Below are 19,741 nucleotides of genomic sequence, written 5' to 3'. Positions count from 1 at the left end.
AGTAATAGTTTATTCTTACCATCACTTAACAGATTAAAATCTGTTACCAATTATCAATTAATTTATAGAAATCATGCAAAACAAAGGATTGATCAGATTTTTTGCGATCATTTTTGCTGTAGTAAGTATTTACCAACTTACCTACACATTTATTACAAACAAGGTAGAAGACGATGCAGAAGCATACGCAGCTACCGTAGTTCCAGCAGATGCTGAGAACAAATCACAACTTAAAAGCGAAGCAGTAAAAAGTTACTTAGATTCAGTAGCAAAAAAAGACGTTTGGGGTGGTTATACCGATTATGAAAGTGCCAAAAAGCAAGAGCTTAAAAAAGGTCTGGATTTAAAAGGTGGTATTAACGTAATTCTTCAAATTTCAGTAAAAGACATTCTTATCGGAATGGCAGATGAGTCAAATGACCCTGCATTTAGAAAAGCTCTTGCTGCTGCAGACGAGCGTATTAAGGATGGACAAGATGACTACATTAACTATTTCCTGGAAGAATTTAATAAGATTGAAGGAGCTCAACTAGCGTCTCCAGATATTTTTGGAACGCCAGAAATGGAAGATGCATTTGAAATTGATTTTCAATCTTCTAATGCAGATGTAGCTGCTGTGCTTAAAGAGGAATTAAAAGACTATTTAACTAGTGCTCTTGATGTAATTAGAAAACGTATTGACCAATTTGGTACTACTCAACCAAATATTCAACAACTAGGGACATCGGGTCGAGTATTAATCGAATTGCCAGGAGAAACTGATGTAAAACGTATTAAAGATATTCTTACTAAGGCTGCTCAGTTAGAATTTTGGCATGTTTACAAGCAAGGTGAGATTAGTGATTATATTGTTGCTTCTAATAATTATTGGAAGGAAAAATTAGCGGCTACTAGTAATGTAGTTGAGGCTGATGCTGTTGCTGGAGATTCAACAGTTGTTGAAGAAGAAGATCCTGCTGACTTAAGTGCACTTTTAGATGGTGATGATGAGACAAGCGAAGAGGTAGCAGAAACTAATTTAGACGAAAATCCAATTTTAGGAAGGTTAGTTCGTCCATCATTTATTGGTGGTTTAGGAGTTTTCCGCGCAAGCGATATTGATCTTATTTTAGATTATTTAAATGATCCTCAATCAAGAGCGAGACTTTCTCCTGAAACTCGTAATGCAAAATTTGCTTTTACTTTACCTACCCTTGATGAAAATCTAGGATTTGAAGTATCAGATTTATTTGCTCTTGTTGGTAACGCAGAAGATGAAGCGCCACTTGCAGGTGGTGTTATAACCGATGCTAAACAGGATTATGATCTTGGTGCAAAAGTGATCGTGAGTATGACGATGAACGGCGAAGGGTCAAAGGTTTGGGAAGAAATGACTGGATATGCCTTTAACAATCGTTCACAAGTTGCGGTTGTTTTAGACAACACCGTTTACAGCGCGCCTAGTGTAACAACAGGTCCAATCTCTGGTGGAAGTACTCAAATTTCAGGAAGCTTTACTGTTCAAGAGGCTAAAGATCTTGCTACAGTTTTAAGAGCTGGTAAATTACCTGCAAAAGCAGAAATTATTCAAAGTGATGTAATTGGACCATCATTAGGTCAAGAAGCTATTGATAGTGGTTTAATGTCATTTGCACTGGCACTTGTTTTAGTTCTTATATGGATGTTCTTCTACTATGGTAGAGCAGGTTTGTATGCAGATATAGCACTTGTGGTAAACATCTTATTCATATTTGGAGCATTAGCATCTTTAAAAGCAGTTCTTACTTTACCTGGTATCGCCGGTATCGTACTTACAATTGGTATTTCGGTTGATGCTAACGTACTTATATTTGAACGTATACGTGAAGAACTTGCTAAGGGTAAATCACAAGCCGATAGTATTAAAGATGGATTTAATAATGCATTAAGTTCCATTTTAGATGCGAACATTACTACATTGTTAACCGCTATCATACTTTACATTTTTGGAACAGGTCCTATTCAAGGATTTGCAACTACCTTAATGATTGGTATTCTTACTTCGCTATTTACAGCGGTATTTATTACTAGATTATTTGTTGATGGTTACGTTAAGAACGGTAAAACGTTAACGTTTGCATCTGGTGTAACAAAGAATTGGTTTAGAAATGTAAATATTGACTTCTTGAAGAAGAGAAAGGTAGCTTATTTAATTTCTTTGGTGGTTGTTATAGGTTCTATTGCTTCTTTGGCAATCAACAAATTAAACTTAGGAATTGATTTCTCAGGTGGTCGTACGTATGTCGTTCGATTTGATCAAGAAGTAAATGCTACTGAGATTACTAAAATATTAAGCTCAGAGGATTTCTTAGGTTCTGCCGAGGCTAAAACTTATGGTGATGCAAATCAGCTTAAAATCAGTACAAAATATGGTATTGATCAAGACGACAGTGTTATAAGTGATGAGATTGAAAACAAGTTGTATGTGGCTCTTAAAGATTTCTTACCGGCTGATATGACTCAAGCGCAATTTGCAGATGTAGGTTCTGAAGTAAAAACATCAGGAATTATGTCTAACTTCCAGGTAGGTCCTACTATCGCCGATGATATCCTTAAAGGATCTATCTATGCGATTCTAGGTTCATTGGCAGTTGTATTCTTATATATTCTAATACGTTTTAAGAGGTGGCAATTCTCTTTAGGAGCTGTTGTTGCTGTTTTCCACGATGTGGCTATAGTTCTTGGTGTATTCTCTGCGTTGTACAAAGTTTTACCTTTCAATATGGAGATCGATCAAGCATTTATTGCAGCTATTCTTACGGTAATTGGTTACTCACTTAATGATACGGTTGTAGTATTTGATAGAATTAGGGAATTTATCAATGAAAGAACTGGAATGGCATTTGGTGAAACGGTGAATAGAGCGATTAGTAGTACTATATCTCGTACATTGAATACCTCGTTAACTACTTTAATTGTACTGCTTGCTATTTTTACTTTCGGTGGTGAGTCTATTAGAGGATTTATGTTTGCTTTAATTGTAGGTGTGGTTGTAGGTACATATTCTTCTGTTTTCATTGCGACTCCAGTAATGTATGACACAATCAAAAAATCAAATGGTAAAATTGAAGCCGATAAAAAGGATGAAGAATAAATTCAATTAGATAATAGTAAGAAAAGCCTCTTAATTATTTAAGAGGCTTTTTTCTTTATATGATCAGTTCAATAGTATAACTGATCGTTGTAAATATTATGTTAATTCAATTTAGAAAAATTACTAAATAAATGCGACAAAATGATTAATTTGCAGTTTCAATACATAGTAAACCAAAACCTATGAAACTTAACATCTTAACTATTCTTGCATTTTTATTTATAAGCGTTGGGGTAAGTGCTCAGAACACCTTTATAATGAATGATGCTAATTACACTTCCTGTTCCGGAAGTTTTACCGATTCTGGTGATTTAACAGGTAATTATTCTAACGGAGAATCCTTTGTAACAACAATATGTTCTCCATTTCCATTGGACGCTATTCAAGTATCCTTTAATTCTTTTGATTTAGCCTCAGGAGATTTACTTATCATTTATGATGGAGACACCGCTACAAGTCCAATTATTGGGGTGTTTTTAGGTACTAATTCGCCAGGTACGGTGATTGCTTCACCACCTGCAACAAATCCATCAGGTTGTTTAACTTTTAGATTTATATCCGATTCATCCAACACAGCTCCCGGATGGGAAGGTACTATTCAGTGTGTAACTAACTGTCAATCTATTAGTAACACCGTTACTTCTACACCTGCGCCAGACGGTGACGGTATTATTAGAGTATGTCAAGGTGATACGGTATCTTTTACTGGGACTACACAATTCAGTCAAGATAGTACTGGAGCTACCTATGAATTCAGACTTGCAGATGGAACTGTAGTTTCTGGTCAATCTGCTTCAGAGGTATATAATTCACCTGGAATTTATGAGATTGATTATGTTGCGTTTGATCAATTAGGCTGTCGTGATAGACAAACTATCGATGCAACTGTAATAGTAAGTACTACACCTGATTTTTCTGGTGTTGTAGCTGCAGATACTTCCCTTTGTTTTGGAGAGTCCACGACTATAACTGGTAACGTATCTACAACTCAATTTTTTGCTGATGTTGCTCCTCCAATAACGGGACAGACTTTTCTTCCGGACGGAAGCGGTGTAGCCTATCAAACTTGTATTGATGTTTCAGGATTTCCTGCAGGTTCTACATTTGCAAGCGCTAGTGATTTAGTTAATGTATTTATAGATATTGAGCACTCCTACATGGGTGATTTAGATATTACTTTGACGGCTCCAAATGGATCTCAAGTAAAGTTTTTAACTTTTCCGAATTCTGGTGGTGGACGTTATCTAGGTAATGCTTTAGACGATGGTACTACCACTCCAGGTGTAGGTTTTGTTTATACGTTCACTGAAGCTGCAACTCAAACTTTGGATCAATCAACTGGACCAGTTGCATTTGGAACTCCTATGCCTGCTGGTAGTTACTCTCCAGAGGATCCATTCTCTAACTTTATAGGTACTCCTCTTAATGGTCTGTGGTGCCTAGATATTGTAGATAATTTATCTATTGATAATGGATATATTTTTGAATGGGGAATTAACTTTAATCCTGCCATTATTCCAGCTGCAGGAAGTTATGAGCCTTCTGAGGTACTTACTGAATGGCAAACCAATGCAGATATCACTGCTCAAACAGGAAATGATATTACAGTAACGCCTAGCGTTGCCGGACAAAATTGTTACAGTATTGATTTTACAGATGATTTCGGATGTACTTATACAGAAACTATTTGTATAGATGTTGCTCCTGAAATTACGTCGACTACTCCTAATGATATTATAGTTTGTCAATCCTCTGGTGCTGCAACTGTTGATCTTACTGTAAGAAATACAGATGTCCTTAATGGGCTTGATGCAACTTTGTATGATGTGACTTTTTATAATTCACAAGCCGATGCAGATGCCGATTCTAATCCTATTTTAAATAGTACGGCTTATGATGTGACAACAAACGAAACTGTTTTTGTGAGAATAACTGATAATACTTCTGGTTGTTTTAATACAGAGACACTTGATGTTACCTATAACACATCAGCATTTAATTCAGTAAATGACCTTGAGGCATGTGATGACCTATCGGCAGATGGTATTGAAAATTTTGATTTAACAAGTCAAGAAGCTGGTATTCTAGGTTCTCAAGATCCTGCTGATTATGTAGTTTCTTATTTTAATACTCAAGCTGATGCTGACGCAAATACCAATGCTATCACAACGCCACAATCTTATGATAATGTTTCAAATCCAGAAACAATTTACGTAAGAGTTTCTAACGCACAGGATCAAGATTGTTATGCAACAGGTACGTTCGATCTAGTTGTTCTTGATTTGCCGAATATAGGAACAGCGTCTGATCTTACAGAGTGTGATAATGCGCCACTGGACTTAAGAACTGCATTTGTATTATCAGCTCAAGATAATGCAATTTTAAATGGTTTAAGCCCTGCTAATTATTCTGTTACTTATCACCTTTCTATAACGGATGCCGAAGCAGGATCAGGATCATTATCAGATACAGATGATATCAATGATGGATCTACTATATACGCTAGATTAACAGATGCTAATACAGGATGCTTCAATGTATCAACCTTTGATGTAGAAGTTGAGACATGTGAGGTGATTTTACCAGAAGGTTTCTCTCCAAATGGAGATACTATAAATGACACTTTTGTTATACCAAATATTGAACAGTTTACAAATTTTGAACTTAAGGTCTTTAACCGTTATGGTACGGTTATTTATGAAACTAGAGCTCAAAACTACCAGGAGTTTGCAGGTATACCTAATAAAGGACCGCTTGCAGGTGATGGTTTATTACCTGTAGGTACTTACTTCTATACGATTCAATTTAATGATAGCGAAGTTGAAGATGTAGCTAGATGGTTGTACATTAATTATTAAACTTTATCTATAGATAGATTTTAAACTGTCTTTAGTCTCTCATAAAAAACCTCTTTGAATCAAATCAAAGAGGTTTTTTTTATTGACTAGAATTGAATGATTGCGTTTGATAGGACGTCAACTATAATTACTTAGTTAGTATTGACTATTTAATACGATTGTATATAAGGTGATCTCCGGCCTTCCAGTCATTTTTAGAGGTCGTTCCAGCAGGAACTTCAATTACCTTATCAATTACATAATAGCTTTGATGAATAGAATCAGAATAGGGTGTAGTATTCTCATATATCTGCGTAATTGAATTGGTCGAATCTACATAAACTATGTCCAAAGGAATGGACGTATTTTTCATATAGAATCCCGCTTGATAGTTGTGCTTTAATAAAAATAGCATACCTTGATTAGGCAACAAACTATCACGCCACATCAAACCTTTGGCGATTTGAAGGTCAGTTTCTGCTATTTGAAGCTTTATAGAGCTCAAAGTATCTAACGTATTTTGATCAATTATATACGCCTTTGCTTGGTATTTGAATGTTAAATCTTCTTCAGAAAACTGTTGATTAAATGGTTTTTTACAACCTATCATACAAAATAACATTGCACTCAGGAAGATTTTGGTCTTTTTCATCAATATCTATCTATCCTTAACCAGTGTTTGCTGTGGTCTGAACATTAAGTATAAACCAATAAGGATAAAAGGAATGCTTAAAAGCTGTCCATTGTTTAAAAATATTCCAAACATTTCCCAACCATCATGACTTGTTTGCTCCTCTTTAATATACTCTATAAAGAATCTTACTGTAAATAGTAGTACAAAGAACATTCCTAGAAGATATCCTTGTTTATTCCTTTTGTCTGTTTTCCAATAAGTAAAGTACAAAATTATAAATACGAAAACATAACAAATAGCCTCATACAGCTGCGCAGGATGTTTCACGGGAACTTGTTCCAATAATGTTGCAAATTGTGGGTTGTTCACCAACTCGTCAATAGCTTTATCTCTGTCTGGAATTTGAGTTTGCTGTAACAATGAGTTCATCTTATCGGTGCTCTCTCTTACAAATTTGAATCCAAAACCATTGGTTACATCACCATTTATTTCACTATTAAATAAATTACCTAATCTCACAAAAGTTCCACCAATTGCCGTAGGTATTACAATACGATCCAAAATCCAAAAAGGCGTTTTACGATTTAGATGTTTGCGACTATAAAAGTACATGGCAATGATAATTCCTAGTGCAGCACCATGACTAGCCATTCCCATGAAACCTGTGAACTCAAATTCAGGTTCAAACCTAAAAGGTAGAATTACATGTAAAAAGTCATTGAAAAACACCTTTGGTTCATAAAATAAAAAATGGCCAAACCGAGCACCCACAATACAACCTATTACTGTATACATAAATAATGGGTCCAGCTTTTCAGTGGATAGTTCCTCTCTTTTAAAAATAGGTTTAATAATATACCAGCCTAGAATAAAGGCAATAACATAACTTAAGCTATAAAAATGTAATTTAAAAAATCCTAAATCTATTCCTTCAAGTGGATTCCAGACTATGTATAATGATTGCATGTAGAATATTTTCTGGGACTAAGTTAAGGTAATCCTCTTAATTTAATGATCTTATTTCTTCCATTTGATATTACAACCTATACTAGGTTTTTGCTCTGGTGAAACCACTTTGTTACCTAGTAGAGCATCTAGAGCTTCTCGCAATGATCTGCCAGTAAGTGGTATGCCGTTCCCTGGTCTTGAATCATCTAATTGTCCACGGTATACAAGCTTTTCATTTCGGTCAAATACATAAATGTCAGGAGTGCAAGCAGCGTCATAATTACGAGCTACCTCTTGCGTTTCATCATACAAGTAAGGGAAAGGATAGTTTTCTCGATCTGCAACTTCTTTCATAAAATTAGGACCATCCTGTGGATAGTTTTCTATATCGTTGCTAGAAATCGCTACAAAACCAAAACCAGCAACACGGTAATCATTTGCCACACGAACTAACTCATCATTTACATGGATTACAAAAGGACAATGATTACAAATGAACATGACAACAGTCCCGTATTCTCCTTTTATGTCTGTAAAATTCATGTGATTTTCAGTTACCGTGTCTAATAAAAAGAAATCTGGTGCTTTTGTGCCCAGTGGTAACATGTTAGAAGGTGTAAGAGCCATTTGTTTTTATTTATAAGTAGTAAAGTATGTCGGTTTGTTACGCTTTCGCGAAAGCGGAATAACTACAATCTTTAAAGTAATTTATTAATATTTGTTTACAAATTTAATGGTGAATGTTAATCATTTAAACAGAATTGTTATCTCATATCTTAAAACCCTATTAAATCCCTCGGGCTTGTCCTAGAACATTATTATCTTGAAAATAAAAATGAAAAAATCATACGATACCGTAGTTGAAGCTACACAGGACTTAAAAGACAGAGGATTTTCAATAGATTTTGATCTTGTAGAAGATGGTGTTCATAGTAAAGAACTTAAAAAAGAGTGGAAAGCTGGTGAATTAGAAGTAGTGGAGTTTCATCGTTTTGAAGGAATGACTAATCCTGGAGATAACATGATTTTATACGCCATTGAAACAAAGGATGATCAAAAAGGTATATTATTAGATGCTTATGGCGCAGACATCGAAATCTCTCGTGAAATGATTGAAAAATTAAGAATGAATGAATAAGCTTACTTGGTCTGAATTTGAAAAGGTGGATATGCGTGTAGGTACTATTATAGATGCGCAGCCTTTTCCAGAAGTTCGTAACCCAGCTTATAAGTTGTATATAGATTTTGGTGATTTAGGAGTAAAAAAAACCAGTGCTCAAATTACAAATCGTTACAAATTACAGGAGCTCATTGGTAAACAAGTGATTGCCGTTGTGAATTTCCCGCCTAAACAAATCGCAAATTTTATGAGTGAATGTCTAGTGCTAGGAGTAGTAGGAGTTGATAAAGATGTAATATTACTTCAACCAGGTGCTCATGCAAAAAATGGTGATAGAATAGGATAGAAGTGATTACCGTGTTATTGCAAGGATTATTAATTTTTTACAATTGAGGTTGAGCAAAAAATACTATAAAAATAAAACCAGGTGCTCTAAACCATGAAATTACAGCCATTAGTTTTTGGAGTTTTGATTGTTTTCTCTTCTTGTAAGGAAAGCAACATTTCTTCTAAAGAAGTCACAAGAAAACAGGACACTTTATTTAATAATAAACAGCTTGTATTAGATGATAGTATTCCTGTAGCTTTTCATTTTGATTATCCAGTTGGGAAACCTGACGCAATTGGTTATTATAATGCTCAACCTTTTGGAGAGAATTATCACTTAGGAGATGATTGGAATGCCGTCACTGGTGGTAATTCTGATCTAGGCGATCCTATTTTTGCCATAGGAAACGGTCAAGTGGTTGTGGCAAAGGATTATTCAGGTGGTTGGGGAAATGTTATTGTTATTAAGCACAGGCTTAAGAATGGAGCGATAATAGAATCTTTATATGCTCACTGTAGAAGAATGATGGTAAATAGAAATGATATCGTTAAAAAAGGCGAGCAAATAGGTACCATAGGTAATGTAAATGGATTGTATAAAGCGCACCTTCATTTTGAGATACGTGACAGCTTAAATATGGGAATAGGGGATGGCTATTCATCAAATAGTGAAGGCTATTTGAACCCTACCGAATTTATAAAAGGCCACAGATAAGAATTAATAAAAATATCCTTATTCACTAGACGTTTATGAATAAGGATATTTTTTTTGATTTAGATTTTACTACATCTGTTCTGCAAAGAATATAGCGTTCATTAGTAATTTATTTGTACCATACCAAAATGCCCTGAATTGAGTATTGTCTGTAAAACCAATTACATCACCACGGCCATAATTATTATGTCTAAATGGAACACTATTTTTCAATGCTTCTAGATTAATATCACTTATATAACCACTCATTAACGGTGAATTGGTGTAAGTAATAGGGTTTCTAAAAGAATCTTTATGCGGTTCTATGAATAATCTGGTATTGCGAAACATAGGTAACTGATCATCTTTAAAACCGAAAGCAATAGGATGTGAACGATCTAATTTCGTTTCAAAAATAGCACCACCTATATTTTGCGCACCATAGAAAGCAGATCGCTGTTCAAAAGAAATATTTTCTGCTGGGTTCTCTGTTGATCTAAATTCAAGAGGTAACATTTTTGAACTACTCATCCATCTTAAGGCACTTCTATAACCGATAAGCGTTCCTCCGTCACGAGTCCATGCCTTTAATTGGTCGATCACCTCATTTTCTGGACTACCGTAGGTATTAGGAACGATAATGGTGTTGTATTTAGATAAGTCTCTACGATTAAGGTCATTGATGTCGATCTTAGTTAAAGGGATGTCATAGCGTTGATCAAACAGATGCCATATCTCTCCTGCATCGTATGGATTTATACCATCGCCTATTAATAAAGCAACTTTAGGTAGTTTAAGCGCTCTGAATTGACGTGAGCCTAAATCAATTCCTGTAGTTAAGCCAGATTGAACTGGGTATATGTCTACTTTATTATCTTGTTGTAATTCAAACAATAACTCAGCTAGAGCAGTTTTACTCAATGATTGATTTTGCACTGGAATTAAAATTGTTCCATAATCATAATCACGTCCTTCAATAGAAAACGGTTCCATAGCAACTTTTGACCGAATACCTTTTGATAAAAGAGAGTTAAGAACCTTTGGGGTCTTGTACTCATTCCATGGCATTAGGTAGGCGTAGGCATATTTTGACCGTATGTTAACTTTAGCATTTGCGCCTGCTGAACGCGCTTGTTGAACGTAATCTGATTCAACGTAATCCATATCAAAAGCTAATGGGAATGTCCAAGCGCTAATGTCATAGAATAAACTATCTTGAAATTGAGTGCGCTTTTCAAACATTGCATTAATCAAACGGCTATTTTTCTGATTTTTTGGAATTACATATGCATAACCTTCTTTAAAAGTTTTTCCATCAATGGTTTGTTCTCCTAAATATCTGTCAACTTTGATTTTATGTCTTTTCAGTATTTCAGCAAGAGCATCAGTCCTACCAGCATCAGTGTGATCTCCAAAAATTATTGATTTTCCCATACCAAATTTCCCTTTGCCAACTTCTTTGCGAGCATTGCTATAAAAATCTTGATGGTAATCTAGAATTTTTTCTCGCATACTTACTGCTGCTTTCAACGTACTAATTCCAGCCGTGTATTGATTGCGTATAGTGAATGGAAAAGTGAGTACACCATTATCACTATTTTGAGCGTGACCGCGAGAACTCGCTTGTTCAAATAGTATACCTATAGAACCGTTGATATCTGGAAAAGTAGAGCCTTTACCATAATAAAAGTCGTCATAGCTTTCTTCAGTATAATACAAGGATCCTATCTTGTCTAACTCGGCAGCGTGATAGTTTCCTATTTCACGAGTTAATTGCTGATTCATTGCAGGTGTTAATGGGTGCGTGCGCGATGGAATTCCCGGTTGAAAAAAGAAAGTAGCATTGGTACCCATTTCATGATGGTCGGTAAGAATGTTGGGCATCCAGTTGTGAAAAGTTTCAATACGGGCTTGTGATTCTGGAAGTTGAACTGGTAACCAGTCACGGTTCATATCAAACCAATAATGATTAGTACGTCCACCTGGCCATGCTTCACTGTATTCTCTATCATACCCATCAGGAGTTACATTTTTATTTTTGTGTTGATTTACCCAACCTGCAAAACGTTGTAAGCCATCTGGGTTAAAACTTGGGTCAAATAAAATAACCGTGTTTTTTAGGAGGTTGTTTATTTCATCACCTTGTGCAGCTGCTAGATAATAAGCTAGTAGTAAAGCTGCATTTGATCCACTAGCTTCGTTACCATGTATAGAAAAACCTTGGTAGACTACAATCGGCATGTTGCTTACATCTGCTTCATTGCTGTTGGAAAGAGCTAGGTGTTCTTTTTGAATAGTGTCTAGGTTAGCATGATTTTCAGGAGACGTTATTGTAAGTAGCAATAAAGGTCTGTCCTCAAAAGTATAACCTCGATTTTCTATGGTAATTCTATCTGATTGTTGGGCTAGTACACGCATGTATTCTACAAGTTTGTCGTGTGTCACATGCCACTTACCTGGAACATATCCTAAAACGTCTTGTGGTTTAGAGATTTTGGAATCATAAGAGATGTCTTGGGGTAAGTAATAATCTAAGGTTGGGTTGACTAGTGTAGGATTTGATTGCGCTTTCGCGAAAGCGATACTAAAAACACAGCTTAAGATAACTAGTATATGGCGAGTAATTTTCATGTGAATGGGAAATTTTTTTAAAAATAAAAAAAGCCTTCCGTAGGGAAAGGCTTTAAGATATATTTAAGACGATAAGTTTTATATGTCATCAAATTCTACATTAGTAAAACTTGCAGGGTGATTAGGCTCTGCAGCGTTATCATGAGCAGCAACTACATCTTCCTTTTTATAGTCTGATTGATGGCGCTCACTTATAACTTCGTCACCTTTTTCTTTAACTATGAAATTAGTAACCTCATTTAAAGTTTCAGTGAATTCAGCAAAATCTTCTTTATAAAGATAAATCTTGTGTTTTTTGAAGTGATAGCTACCGTCGTCATTGGTAAATTTTTTACTTTCAGTGATGGTTAAATAATAATCATCTGCTTTAGTAGAACGAACATCAAAGAAATACGTGCGACGACCTGCGCGTACAACTTTTGAAAAAATATCTTCCTGCTCTTTGTAATCTCTATCGCTCATTTGAGTTTTTCATGGTTTATGGCTCAAAAATATAAAAAAATGTTTAAGCCAAAAGCATTATGCTTTTTAAGTGTCTAAAATACTGATAAGCAGTACTTTGTTTTTGATGTTAATGTTGATTTATGTTAATAACAAGAAGACTTATTTATCTTTTAACAACTTTAAAGGGAAACGAGTAGCCTGTACAGTGAGATTAGTTGGGCTTTAATCTTGTTTTTCTAACATTTGATTTTCAAATAATTCAGCATAGTAACCTTGTGCGTTTACTAGGTCTTGATGCGTTCCTTTTTCTATAATTCTACCGTCGTCTAGTACGAGAATTAGATCAGCGTTTTTAGCGCTGCTTACACGGTGACTAACGATGATTGTAGTGGTGTCTTTTGTAACCCTTTTTAAATTGCTTAGAATCTTTTCTTCAGTTTCGGTATCCACCGCACTCAAACAGTCATCAAATAGTAAGATTTGTGGTTTCTTAATAATTGCTCTAGCTATTGAGACACGCTGTTTTTGTCCACCGCTCAAGGTTATTCCTCGTTCTCCTAGAACGGTATCGTAACCTTTTGTGAAGTTGGTTATGTTTTTGTGTACGGCTGCATTTTTTGCTGCTGCTATAATCTCTTCTTCTGTTGCATCTACCTTACCAAATGCTATGTTGTTTTTAATTGAGTCGCTAAATAAGAATGCGTCTTGTGGGACATATCCAATGGCTGCTCTTAAATCCTCCAGATTAAGTTCCTTAATAGGAGTTTCGTCAATTTTTATAGAGCCTTTTTCAATGTCGTATAACCTTCCTAAAAGTTCTAGTACGGTTGATTTACCGCTACCCGTTTTACCTAAAATGGCAAGTGTTTTTCCTGCTGGAACATTAAAGGAAACCTCTTTAAGTGCAGTAATATTAGTATCATCATAGGTGAAACTTACTTGATCAAATTCAATATTTCCTTTTACTGGCGATCGCTGTGGCTGTAAATTTTGAATTGCAGGTTCAATATCTAGGAATTCATTAATTCTTTTTTGAGAAGCTTCAGCTTGTTGTATCATATTAGTTACCCAGCCAACTACTGCTACTGGCCATGTAAGCATGTTTACATAGATAAGAAATTCGGGTATGGTCCCTACATCAATAACTCCGTCGATCACTTGTTTACCACCAATATATATGACCATGATATTACTCAATCCAATTAATAATACCATTAATGGAAAAAATAGGGCTTGTACACGTGCTAGGTCTATGTTTTTTGCTTTACTTTCATTTGCAATTTCTTCAAATTGTTGAAACATTTGACCAGATAGATTGTAGGCTTTTATTACAGAAATACCACTGAAGGCTTCTTGCGAAACCGTATTTAAATTAGATAGGTATTGTTGTACTAGCGTGGATCTTTTGTTGATTTCCCTACTGATAACGTAGATGGCTACTGCCAGAAAAGGAAGTGGTATAAGAGTGTACAACGCTAGGGTAGGAGCTGTAAAGTACATTCTAGGTATAACTACTGCAAATAATGTGATCATGTTAATGCTGTACATTATCGATGGTCCCATATACATTCTTACCTTGGATACATCCTCGCTTATACGGTTCATTAAATCACCGGTACGATTTTGCTTATAAAATCCTAGAGAAAGTTTTTGATATTGCTCATACACTAGATTTTTTAAGTCGTATTCTAGGTGTCTTGATACAACTATAATTAGTTGTCTCATGACAAAAGTTAATCCAGCAGCGAGAAGAGTCGCACCGATTATCCATGCAATGTTAATTAACAATTCACTTCTTAAAAATTCTTTGTCTGTAATTTTACCAGATCCATAATCATTAAGTAGGTTAATGATTTTACCTACGTATTGAGGTAATACTAGTGAAAACAGTCTGGCGGCAATGGTGACAAGGATTCCACCTATAAGTTGCCATTTGTATTTTGCAAAGAGCTTATTGAGCTTTTGTAGTTCTTTCATGTAATAAAAAAGTGACCAACAACAGGCCTGTTGTAAAATGGGTGTAATTTACATTTGGTATATTGTCCATGTGCTAAAATCACGTTATTTTTGCACGCCTTTTCTAAACAACACAGGCAATTAAAATTTCAATATGTCACAAGACTATACAAGCGTTGAAGAAATGATTCAACAGGATCCCGTTTTTGGACAGGTTTCCTTTAATAATCATGAACAAATTGTTTTTTGTAATGACAAAGATACTGGATTACGTGCCATTATCGGAATTCATAACACAGTTTTAGGTCCTGCATTAGGAGGAACTAGAATGTGGCAATACAAAAACGAATGGGAAGCCCTTAATGATGTACTACGATTATCACGTGGTATGACATATAAAAGTGCCATTACAGGATTAAATTTAGGTGGTGGAAAAGCCGTAATTATAGGTGATGCCAAAACCCAAAAGACTCCAGAATTAATGCGCCGTTTTGGTGAATTTGTGCACTCGTTGAGCGGTAAGTATATTACTGCAGAGGATGTAGGTATGGAAACTGAAGATATGGATACTGTGAGAGAAGTCACTCCATATGTAACAGGTATTTCACAAGATAAAGGTGGAGCAGGAAATCCTAGTCCAATTACCGCTTATGGTGTCTTTATGGGAATGAAGGCTGCTGCAAAATACAAATACGGTAGTGACATTCTTGAAGATAAAACGGTATATGTTCAAGGAATCGGTAATGTAGGAGAAACTTTGGTAGAATACCTTACTCAAGAAGGAGCTAAAGTGGTCGTATCAGACATTAATCAAGGGAAATTAGAAGAAGTTAGAGATAAGTATGGTGCTACTATTTATGGTGGGACTAATCTTTATGCTGAGAAAATGGACATCTACGCACCTTGTGCATTAGGAGCTACTGTAAATGATGATACAGTTGATCTATTAAACTGTGATATCGTTGCTGGTGCTGCAAACAACCAATTAGCCGATGAGCAAAAACACGGTAAAAGATTGCAAGAGCGTGGTATCTTATATGCACCAGATTTCCTTATCAATGCAGGTGGGATTATAAATGTCTATGCCGAGCTTGAAGGGTATGATCGTACCGAAATCATGCGCAAGACTGAAAATATTTACACTACTACTATTGAAATTCTCAATAGAGCTCACGAGACTGGTGTAACTACTCATCAAGCTGCGCTTGAAATTGCACAAGCTCGCATTGATGCTAGAAAACAAGAACAACTAGCTTAATAGTTGAAAATGAATTAAGGTGTCTTATAGGAAGGACTTTATTTTTAATTTGTTCGCTTTCGCGGAAGCGAACCTATAAGACATCTTTAATAAATAAAAACGCATGGTGATTACCACCAGCAACAACCTTTAAAAAGGAAAAAAACGTTCTTTATGCTTACTAGAAGACAACTACGAATTAAAGTGATGCAAGCTGTATTTGCATTTCAGCGTCAACAACCAGATGAATTAAAAAGTCTAGAAACCTTTTTAAACACAAGTATGACGCAAACGTATACCTTGTTTCTATACATGGTACAACTTTTAGTAAAACTACATGAGCACGCAGTTGATAAACACGAGCTTGCTCAAAACCGTCATATCGCTACCGATGCTGAACGTAATCCCAGTCGTCATTTAATTGATAATAAAATTCTACTTAAGCTTAGAGAAAGTCAAGAGCTGGTTGATGCCCTAGAAAAACGTAAAATCGACCCATGGCATCTAGATTCAAAATACATACATAATCTATACGATAAGATTATAAGCAGTAAGGAATTTGTTTTATACGCGATGGAGGAAGAGCCGTCGTTGAAAAGAGATTTAAAATTCCTACTTAATGTCTATGAAAATCTTATCGCTCCTAGTGATGAGATCATGGATTATTTGGAGGATATCAATATTACTTGGATGGATGACTATCCACTTGTCAACAGTAATATAATCATGTTCTTGAGAAAGGTAAAGCCATCTAAGGATGTTAAAATGCCAGTTCTGGTTAAGGATCAAGATGATATCAAGTTTGCTATGGATTTGTTTAGAAAAACAGTCCTTAATAGTGAGGAATTAGAAGGTCGTATAGAAGGTAAAACACCTAATTGGGATAAGGAACGTATTGCACCTATCGATAGTATACTTATTATGATGGCCCAGGCAGAATACTTGTACTTTCCTAGTATTCCAACAAAGGTGACTTTGAACGAATATCTAGAGATCGCCAAGGATTACAGTACTCCTAAAAGTAGCACTTTTGTAAATGGTATTCTAGATAGGTTGCTTAAAGAACTCACAGCTCAAGACCTTATCAATAAAGTAGGTCGTGGTTTGATGTAGTAAGACGGTATTTGAAACTTTGTTAATCTTATAGTTGCGCACTTTGCTTTCAGGTTGGATTTAATTACATTTGCTAGACTTAAAATTTAATTGAAATGAAAAAAGTAATAATGATGTTTGCAGCAGTAGCTGCAGTAGCTCTTACAAGTTGTAACAATGAATCTAAGGCTAAGATCGATGAGGCAAATTTAACTGCAGCAGCAGCTAGTAAAGAAGTTGCAGCAGATTATCCTGTAATGACTTTCAACGAGGTTGAGTATGATTTTGGTACTGTAGAAGAAGGAACTGTTGTTGAACATGAGTATACTTTTAAAAATACAGGTACAGCACCGCTTGTTGTAATAAGTGCAAAAGGTAGTTGTGGTTGTACTGTTCCTACTTGGTCAAAAGAGCCTATCGCTCCAGGTGAAGAAGGAAGTATGCTAGTAAAGTTTAATACAAACGGAAAGCCTAACAATCAAACTAAAACCGTTACCATCAAAGCAAACACTGAAAGTGGTACTGAGTCAATTAGAATCAAAGGTTTTGTAAACCCAAAGGCTAAAGCAAGCCCTAACGCTTAATTATTTTAGATGGATCAAATTCTTGCATTTGCACCTTACATATTAGTAATTGGGATTTTTTATTTCTTAATAATTAGACCACAATCGCAAAAACGTAAGGCTGAAAAGGAATTCACAGAATCTCTTAAAGTAGGAGCCAAGGTTGTTACTACTAGTGGTATTCACGGAAAAGTGAATCAAATCAATGAGGAAAAAGGTACTTTGGTTATTGAAACAGGTGCTGGAAAAATCACTTTTGAACGTGCTGCTGTAAGTGCAGAACTTTCTAAAAAAATAAACGAACCTAAATCAGACAAGAAATAAGTTTGAAATAGGAAATCATAAAAAAGCCCTAATGCATTTGCATTAGGGCTTTTCTTTTTGTAGAAATATTTTACTATTTAGGTTTGTCCTGACTTTTAGCAATTTGGATAGTCTCGTTTATATACTCTTTTAGAATAACGGTATCAAACTGTTCACCTTCTTTTAATTGTATGTTTCTTAGGAATTTAGTTTTTCCAGGTTGTGCGTTTCCCAAAACTTTATAAGAATCAGATAATAACGCACCTTCATGAAACCAAATAGCGCAGTGATTTTTAAATCCAGCTAAACCAATTAAATTACGTTTACCATAACCATAACATGGTGCGCCCCATTTAATAGACGCCTCTAGATCAGTCTCTTCAAGAAGAATAGCAGCATGTTCAAGCTGCTCTTTCCATTTTGGAAATTGTTCTATGTATTCGGCAGTATTAGTTACTTTAGTTTTCATTGATAGAGGATTATAATGTAGATTATATGAAGTCCATCATAATTACAATGGATTTGTTCACTACGCATTAAATCAATTATTCAGGCTGGGCGACTAGTTCAGCAATTTTAATAATAACCTCAGTTGCCTTGACTATGCTTTCTAAAGGAACATATTCATATGGTCCATGAAAGTTGTGTCCACCGGCAAAAATGTTAGGACATGGTAATCCCATGTAGCTTAATTGAGATCCATCAGTTCCACCTCTAATGGGTTTAATGAGTGGAGTGATTCCTAAATCTTTCATGGCTTTTTCAGCAACATCAACTATATGCATTACAGGCTCTACTTTCTCTCGCATGTTGTAATATTGATCGTTGATTTCAATACTTACAGCCTCTCTGTCGTACTGCTCGTTTAGGTCGCTTACCAATTTGAGTAGCATGTCTTTTCTAGCTTCAAAATGCTCTTTATCGTGATCGCGTATGATGTAATGTAATTCGGTTTTTTCTACACTACCTTTCATATTATGTAGGTGGAAAAAACCTTGATAGTCCTCTGTATGCTCAGGAGTTTCTAATTTGGGTAATGATTCAATAAACTCACTTGCCACATACATAGAATTAATCATTTTGCCTTTGGCATATCCAGGATGAACAATCTTACCATGAAAAGTCACTACGGCGCCAGCGGCATTAAAATTTTCATATTCTAATTCACCTACTTGACTACCGTCCATTGTGTAGGCCCAATCGGCACCAAATTTTTCTACATCAAATTTATGAGCGCCACGACCAATCTCTTCATCGGGTGTAAAACCTACTTTGATAGCTCCATGCTTAATTTCTGGATGGTCGATTAAATATTTAACCGCTGTCATGATTTCGGTTATACCAGCTTTATCATCTGCTGCTAAAAGTGTAGTACCGTCTGTAGTAATAATAGTTTGACCTATATAGTTTTTAAGAGATTCAAAATAATCTGGAGATAAAATGAGATCGCTTCCTTTAAGAGGAATATCACCACCATCATAATTTTCAATTATTTGCGGTTTGATATTCTTTCCTGTATAATCAGGAGTGGTGTCAAAATGAGAAATGAATCCAATCGTTGGTACCTCGTGATCGACATTTGACGGTAAAGTAGCCATAACGTAAGCATGTTCATCTATTGTAACATCACTCATTCCCATATCGATCAACTCTTGATGTAATTTACGAGCAAGGTCCCATTGTTTATCTGTACTTGGTGTCGTTGGGCTTGAGGCATCACTTTCGGTATCAATGCTTATATAGCTTAAAAATCGCTCTAGAACTTCTTCTTTATTCATCATTTTTTATTTGTTAAGTAAAGATAATGGTGTTCACGCTTTCGCGAAAGTGGAGTAACCACAAT

17 protein-coding genes are annotated in these 19,741 nt (G+C 35.4%); 9 read left to right on the top strand and 8 right to left on the bottom strand.

Annotated features, from left to right (window positions below; all coding sequences use genetic code 11):
* Positions 1-73: 73 nt before the first annotated feature.
* Positions 74-3,112: a protein translocase subunit SecDF gene (gene secDF, locus HCN53_RS06775; protein ID WP_105019561.1), complete on the top strand. Its 3,039-nt coding sequence runs from the start codon at positions 74-76 to the stop codon at positions 3,110-3,112.
* A 182-nt stretch (positions 3,113-3,294) separates the two neighbouring features.
* Positions 3,295-5,970, top strand: coding sequence for a gliding motility-associated C-terminal domain-containing protein (locus HCN53_RS06770; RefSeq protein WP_167342452.1), 2,676 nt, complete (start codon positions 3,295-3,297; stop codon positions 5,968-5,970).
* Positions 5,971-6,115: 145 nt separating this feature from the next.
* Here the strand turns inward: HCN53_RS06770 and HCN53_RS06765 are convergent, their stop codons facing one another.
* The 3 genes from HCN53_RS06765 to HCN53_RS06755 are packed head-to-tail and all read right to left on the bottom strand — an operon-like array spanning position 6,116 to position 8,158.
* Positions 6,116-6,601: a DUF192 domain-containing protein gene (locus tag HCN53_RS06765; protein ID WP_167342451.1), complete on the bottom strand. Its 486-nt coding sequence runs from the start codon at positions 6,599-6,601 to the stop codon at positions 6,116-6,118.
* A gap of 6 nt (positions 6,602-6,607) precedes the next feature.
* The gene (gene lgt, locus HCN53_RS06760; RefSeq protein WP_060524018.1) at positions 6,608-7,549 is read right to left on the bottom strand and encodes a prolipoprotein diacylglyceryl transferase; all 942 of its coding nucleotides are present in this window, start codon (positions 7,547-7,549) and stop codon (positions 6,608-6,610) included.
* Positions 7,550-7,600: 51 nt separating this feature from the next.
* A complete protein-coding gene (locus tag HCN53_RS06755; protein ID WP_085775182.1) occupies positions 7,601-8,158 on the bottom strand; it encodes a thioredoxin family protein in 558 nt (185 codons plus the stop codon).
* A 208-nt stretch (positions 8,159-8,366) separates the two neighbouring features.
* On the opposite strand from HCN53_RS06755, the gene HCN53_RS06750 reads away from it, so the two are divergent.
* The 3 genes from HCN53_RS06750 (at position 8,367) to HCN53_RS06740 (ending at position 9,693) form a co-directional block, all read left to right on the top strand.
* A complete protein-coding gene (locus tag HCN53_RS06750; RefSeq protein ID WP_105019558.1) occupies positions 8,367-8,669 on the top strand; it encodes a phosphoribosylpyrophosphate synthetase in 303 nt (100 codons plus the stop codon).
* Positions 8,662-8,997, top strand: coding sequence for a tRNA-binding protein (locus HCN53_RS06745; RefSeq protein WP_167342450.1), 336 nt, complete (start codon positions 8,662-8,664; stop codon positions 8,995-8,997). Before HCN53_RS06750 ends, HCN53_RS06745 begins: the two co-directional genes overlap by 8 nt.
* Before the next feature lie 93 nt (positions 8,998-9,090).
* The gene (locus HCN53_RS06740; protein ID WP_167342449.1) at positions 9,091-9,693 is read left to right on the top strand and encodes a M23 family metallopeptidase; all 603 of its coding nucleotides are present in this window, start codon (positions 9,091-9,093) and stop codon (positions 9,691-9,693) included.
* Positions 9,694-9,762: 69 nt separating this feature from the next.
* Here the strand turns inward: HCN53_RS06740 and HCN53_RS06735 are convergent, their stop codons facing one another.
* From HCN53_RS06735 to HCN53_RS06725, 3 genes are all read right to left on the bottom strand, one after another.
* The gene (locus HCN53_RS06735; RefSeq protein WP_167342448.1) at positions 9,763-12,303 is read right to left on the bottom strand and encodes a M14 family metallopeptidase; all 2,541 of its coding nucleotides are present in this window, start codon (positions 12,301-12,303) and stop codon (positions 9,763-9,765) included.
* 78 nt (positions 12,304-12,381) lie between these two features.
* Positions 12,382-12,765, bottom strand: a complete 384-nt coding sequence (locus tag HCN53_RS06730) for a PUR family DNA/RNA-binding protein (protein ID WP_060524027.1) — start codon at positions 12,763-12,765, stop codon at positions 12,382-12,384.
* Positions 12,766-12,969: 204 nt separating this feature from the next.
* Entirely contained in the window at positions 12,970-14,724 is a 1,755-nt protein-coding gene (locus tag HCN53_RS06725; RefSeq protein WP_167342447.1) for an ABC transporter ATP-binding protein, read from the bottom strand.
* 133 nt (positions 14,725-14,857) lie between these two features.
* Here HCN53_RS06725 and HCN53_RS06720 point away from each other — a divergent pair, with 133 nt between their 5' ends.
* From HCN53_RS06720 to yajC, 4 genes are all read left to right on the top strand, one after another.
* On the top strand, positions 14,858-15,961 hold the full coding sequence (locus HCN53_RS06720; protein WP_167342446.1) for a Glu/Leu/Phe/Val family dehydrogenase: 1,104 nt from the start codon (positions 14,858-14,860) through the stop codon (positions 15,959-15,961).
* A 153-nt stretch (positions 15,962-16,114) separates the two neighbouring features.
* The gene (gene nusB / locus HCN53_RS06715) at positions 16,115-17,053 is read left to right on the top strand and encodes a transcription antitermination factor NusB (RefSeq protein WP_105019553.1); all 939 of its coding nucleotides are present in this window, start codon (positions 16,115-16,117) and stop codon (positions 17,051-17,053) included.
* Between the two features lie 95 nt (positions 17,054-17,148).
* A complete protein-coding gene (locus tag HCN53_RS06710) occupies positions 17,149-17,616 on the top strand; it encodes a DUF1573 domain-containing protein (RefSeq protein WP_042277496.1) in 468 nt (155 codons plus the stop codon).
* 9 nt (positions 17,617-17,625) lie between these two features.
* Positions 17,626-17,919, top strand: coding sequence for a preprotein translocase subunit YajC (gene yajC / locus HCN53_RS06705; RefSeq protein WP_042277499.1), 294 nt, complete (start codon positions 17,626-17,628; stop codon positions 17,917-17,919).
* A 73-nt stretch (positions 17,920-17,992) separates the two neighbouring features.
* Here yajC and HCN53_RS06700 read toward each other — a convergent pair whose 3' ends face one another.
* Positions 17,993-18,367: a DUF1801 domain-containing protein gene (locus HCN53_RS06700; RefSeq protein ID WP_105019551.1), complete on the bottom strand. Its 375-nt coding sequence runs from the start codon at positions 18,365-18,367 to the stop codon at positions 17,993-17,995.
* Positions 18,368-18,443: 76 nt separating this feature from the next.
* Entirely contained in the window at positions 18,444-19,679 is a 1,236-nt protein-coding gene (gene pepT / locus HCN53_RS06695; RefSeq protein WP_167342445.1) for a peptidase T, read from the bottom strand.
* Positions 19,680-19,741: the final 62 nt, after the last annotated feature.

Origin of the sequence: Nonlabens sp. SY33080, from assembly GCF_011784885.1 — a bacterium.
GTDB lineage: Bacteria > Bacteroidota > Bacteroidia > Flavobacteriales > Flavobacteriaceae > Nonlabens > Nonlabens tegetincola.
Note: the sequence above shows the minus strand (reverse complement) of the source record. Positions and strands in the feature narration are given on the sequence as shown.

Excerpts from the sequence above, each read along its gene's own strand:
- secDF (WP_105019561.1), top strand. The coding sequence starts at position 74 with ATGCAAAACAAAGGATTGATCAGATTTTTTGCGATCATTTTTGCTGTA.
- HCN53_RS06770 (WP_167342452.1), top strand. The coding sequence starts at position 3,295 with ATGAAACTTAACATCTTAACTATTCTTGCATTTTTATTTATAAGCGTT.
- HCN53_RS06765 (WP_167342451.1), bottom strand. The coding sequence starts at position 6,601 with ATGAAAAAGACCAAAATCTTCCTGAGTGCAATGTTATTTTGTATGATA.
- lgt (WP_060524018.1), bottom strand. The coding sequence starts at position 7,549 with ATGCAATCATTATACATAGTCTGGAATCCACTTGAAGGAATAGATTTA.
- HCN53_RS06755 (WP_085775182.1), bottom strand. The coding sequence starts at position 8,158 with ATGGCTCTTACACCTTCTAACATGTTACCACTGGGCACAAAAGCACCA.
- HCN53_RS06750 (WP_105019558.1), top strand. The coding sequence starts at position 8,367 with ATGAAAAAATCATACGATACCGTAGTTGAAGCTACACAGGACTTAAAA.
- HCN53_RS06745 (WP_167342450.1), top strand. The coding sequence starts at position 8,662 with ATGAATAAGCTTACTTGGTCTGAATTTGAAAAGGTGGATATGCGTGTA.
- HCN53_RS06740 (WP_167342449.1), top strand. The coding sequence starts at position 9,091 with ATGAAATTACAGCCATTAGTTTTTGGAGTTTTGATTGTTTTCTCTTCT.
- HCN53_RS06735 (WP_167342448.1), bottom strand. The coding sequence starts at position 12,303 with ATGAAAATTACTCGCCATATACTAGTTATCTTAAGCTGTGTTTTTAGT.
- HCN53_RS06730 (WP_060524027.1), bottom strand. The coding sequence starts at position 12,765 with ATGAGCGATAGAGATTACAAAGAGCAGGAAGATATTTTTTCAAAAGTT.
- HCN53_RS06725 (WP_167342447.1), bottom strand. The coding sequence starts at position 14,724 with ATGAAAGAACTACAAAAGCTCAATAAGCTCTTTGCAAAATACAAATGG.
- HCN53_RS06720 (WP_167342446.1), top strand. The coding sequence starts at position 14,858 with ATGTCACAAGACTATACAAGCGTTGAAGAAATGATTCAACAGGATCCC.
- nusB (WP_105019553.1), top strand. The coding sequence starts at position 16,115 with ATGCTTACTAGAAGACAACTACGAATTAAAGTGATGCAAGCTGTATTT.
- HCN53_RS06710 (WP_042277496.1), top strand. The coding sequence starts at position 17,149 with ATGAAAAAAGTAATAATGATGTTTGCAGCAGTAGCTGCAGTAGCTCTT.
- yajC (WP_042277499.1), top strand. The coding sequence starts at position 17,626 with ATGGATCAAATTCTTGCATTTGCACCTTACATATTAGTAATTGGGATT.
- HCN53_RS06700 (WP_105019551.1), bottom strand. The coding sequence starts at position 18,367 with ATGAAAACTAAAGTAACTAATACTGCCGAATACATAGAACAATTTCCA.
- pepT (WP_167342445.1), bottom strand. The coding sequence starts at position 19,679 with ATGATGAATAAAGAAGAAGTTCTAGAGCGATTTTTAAGCTATATAAGC.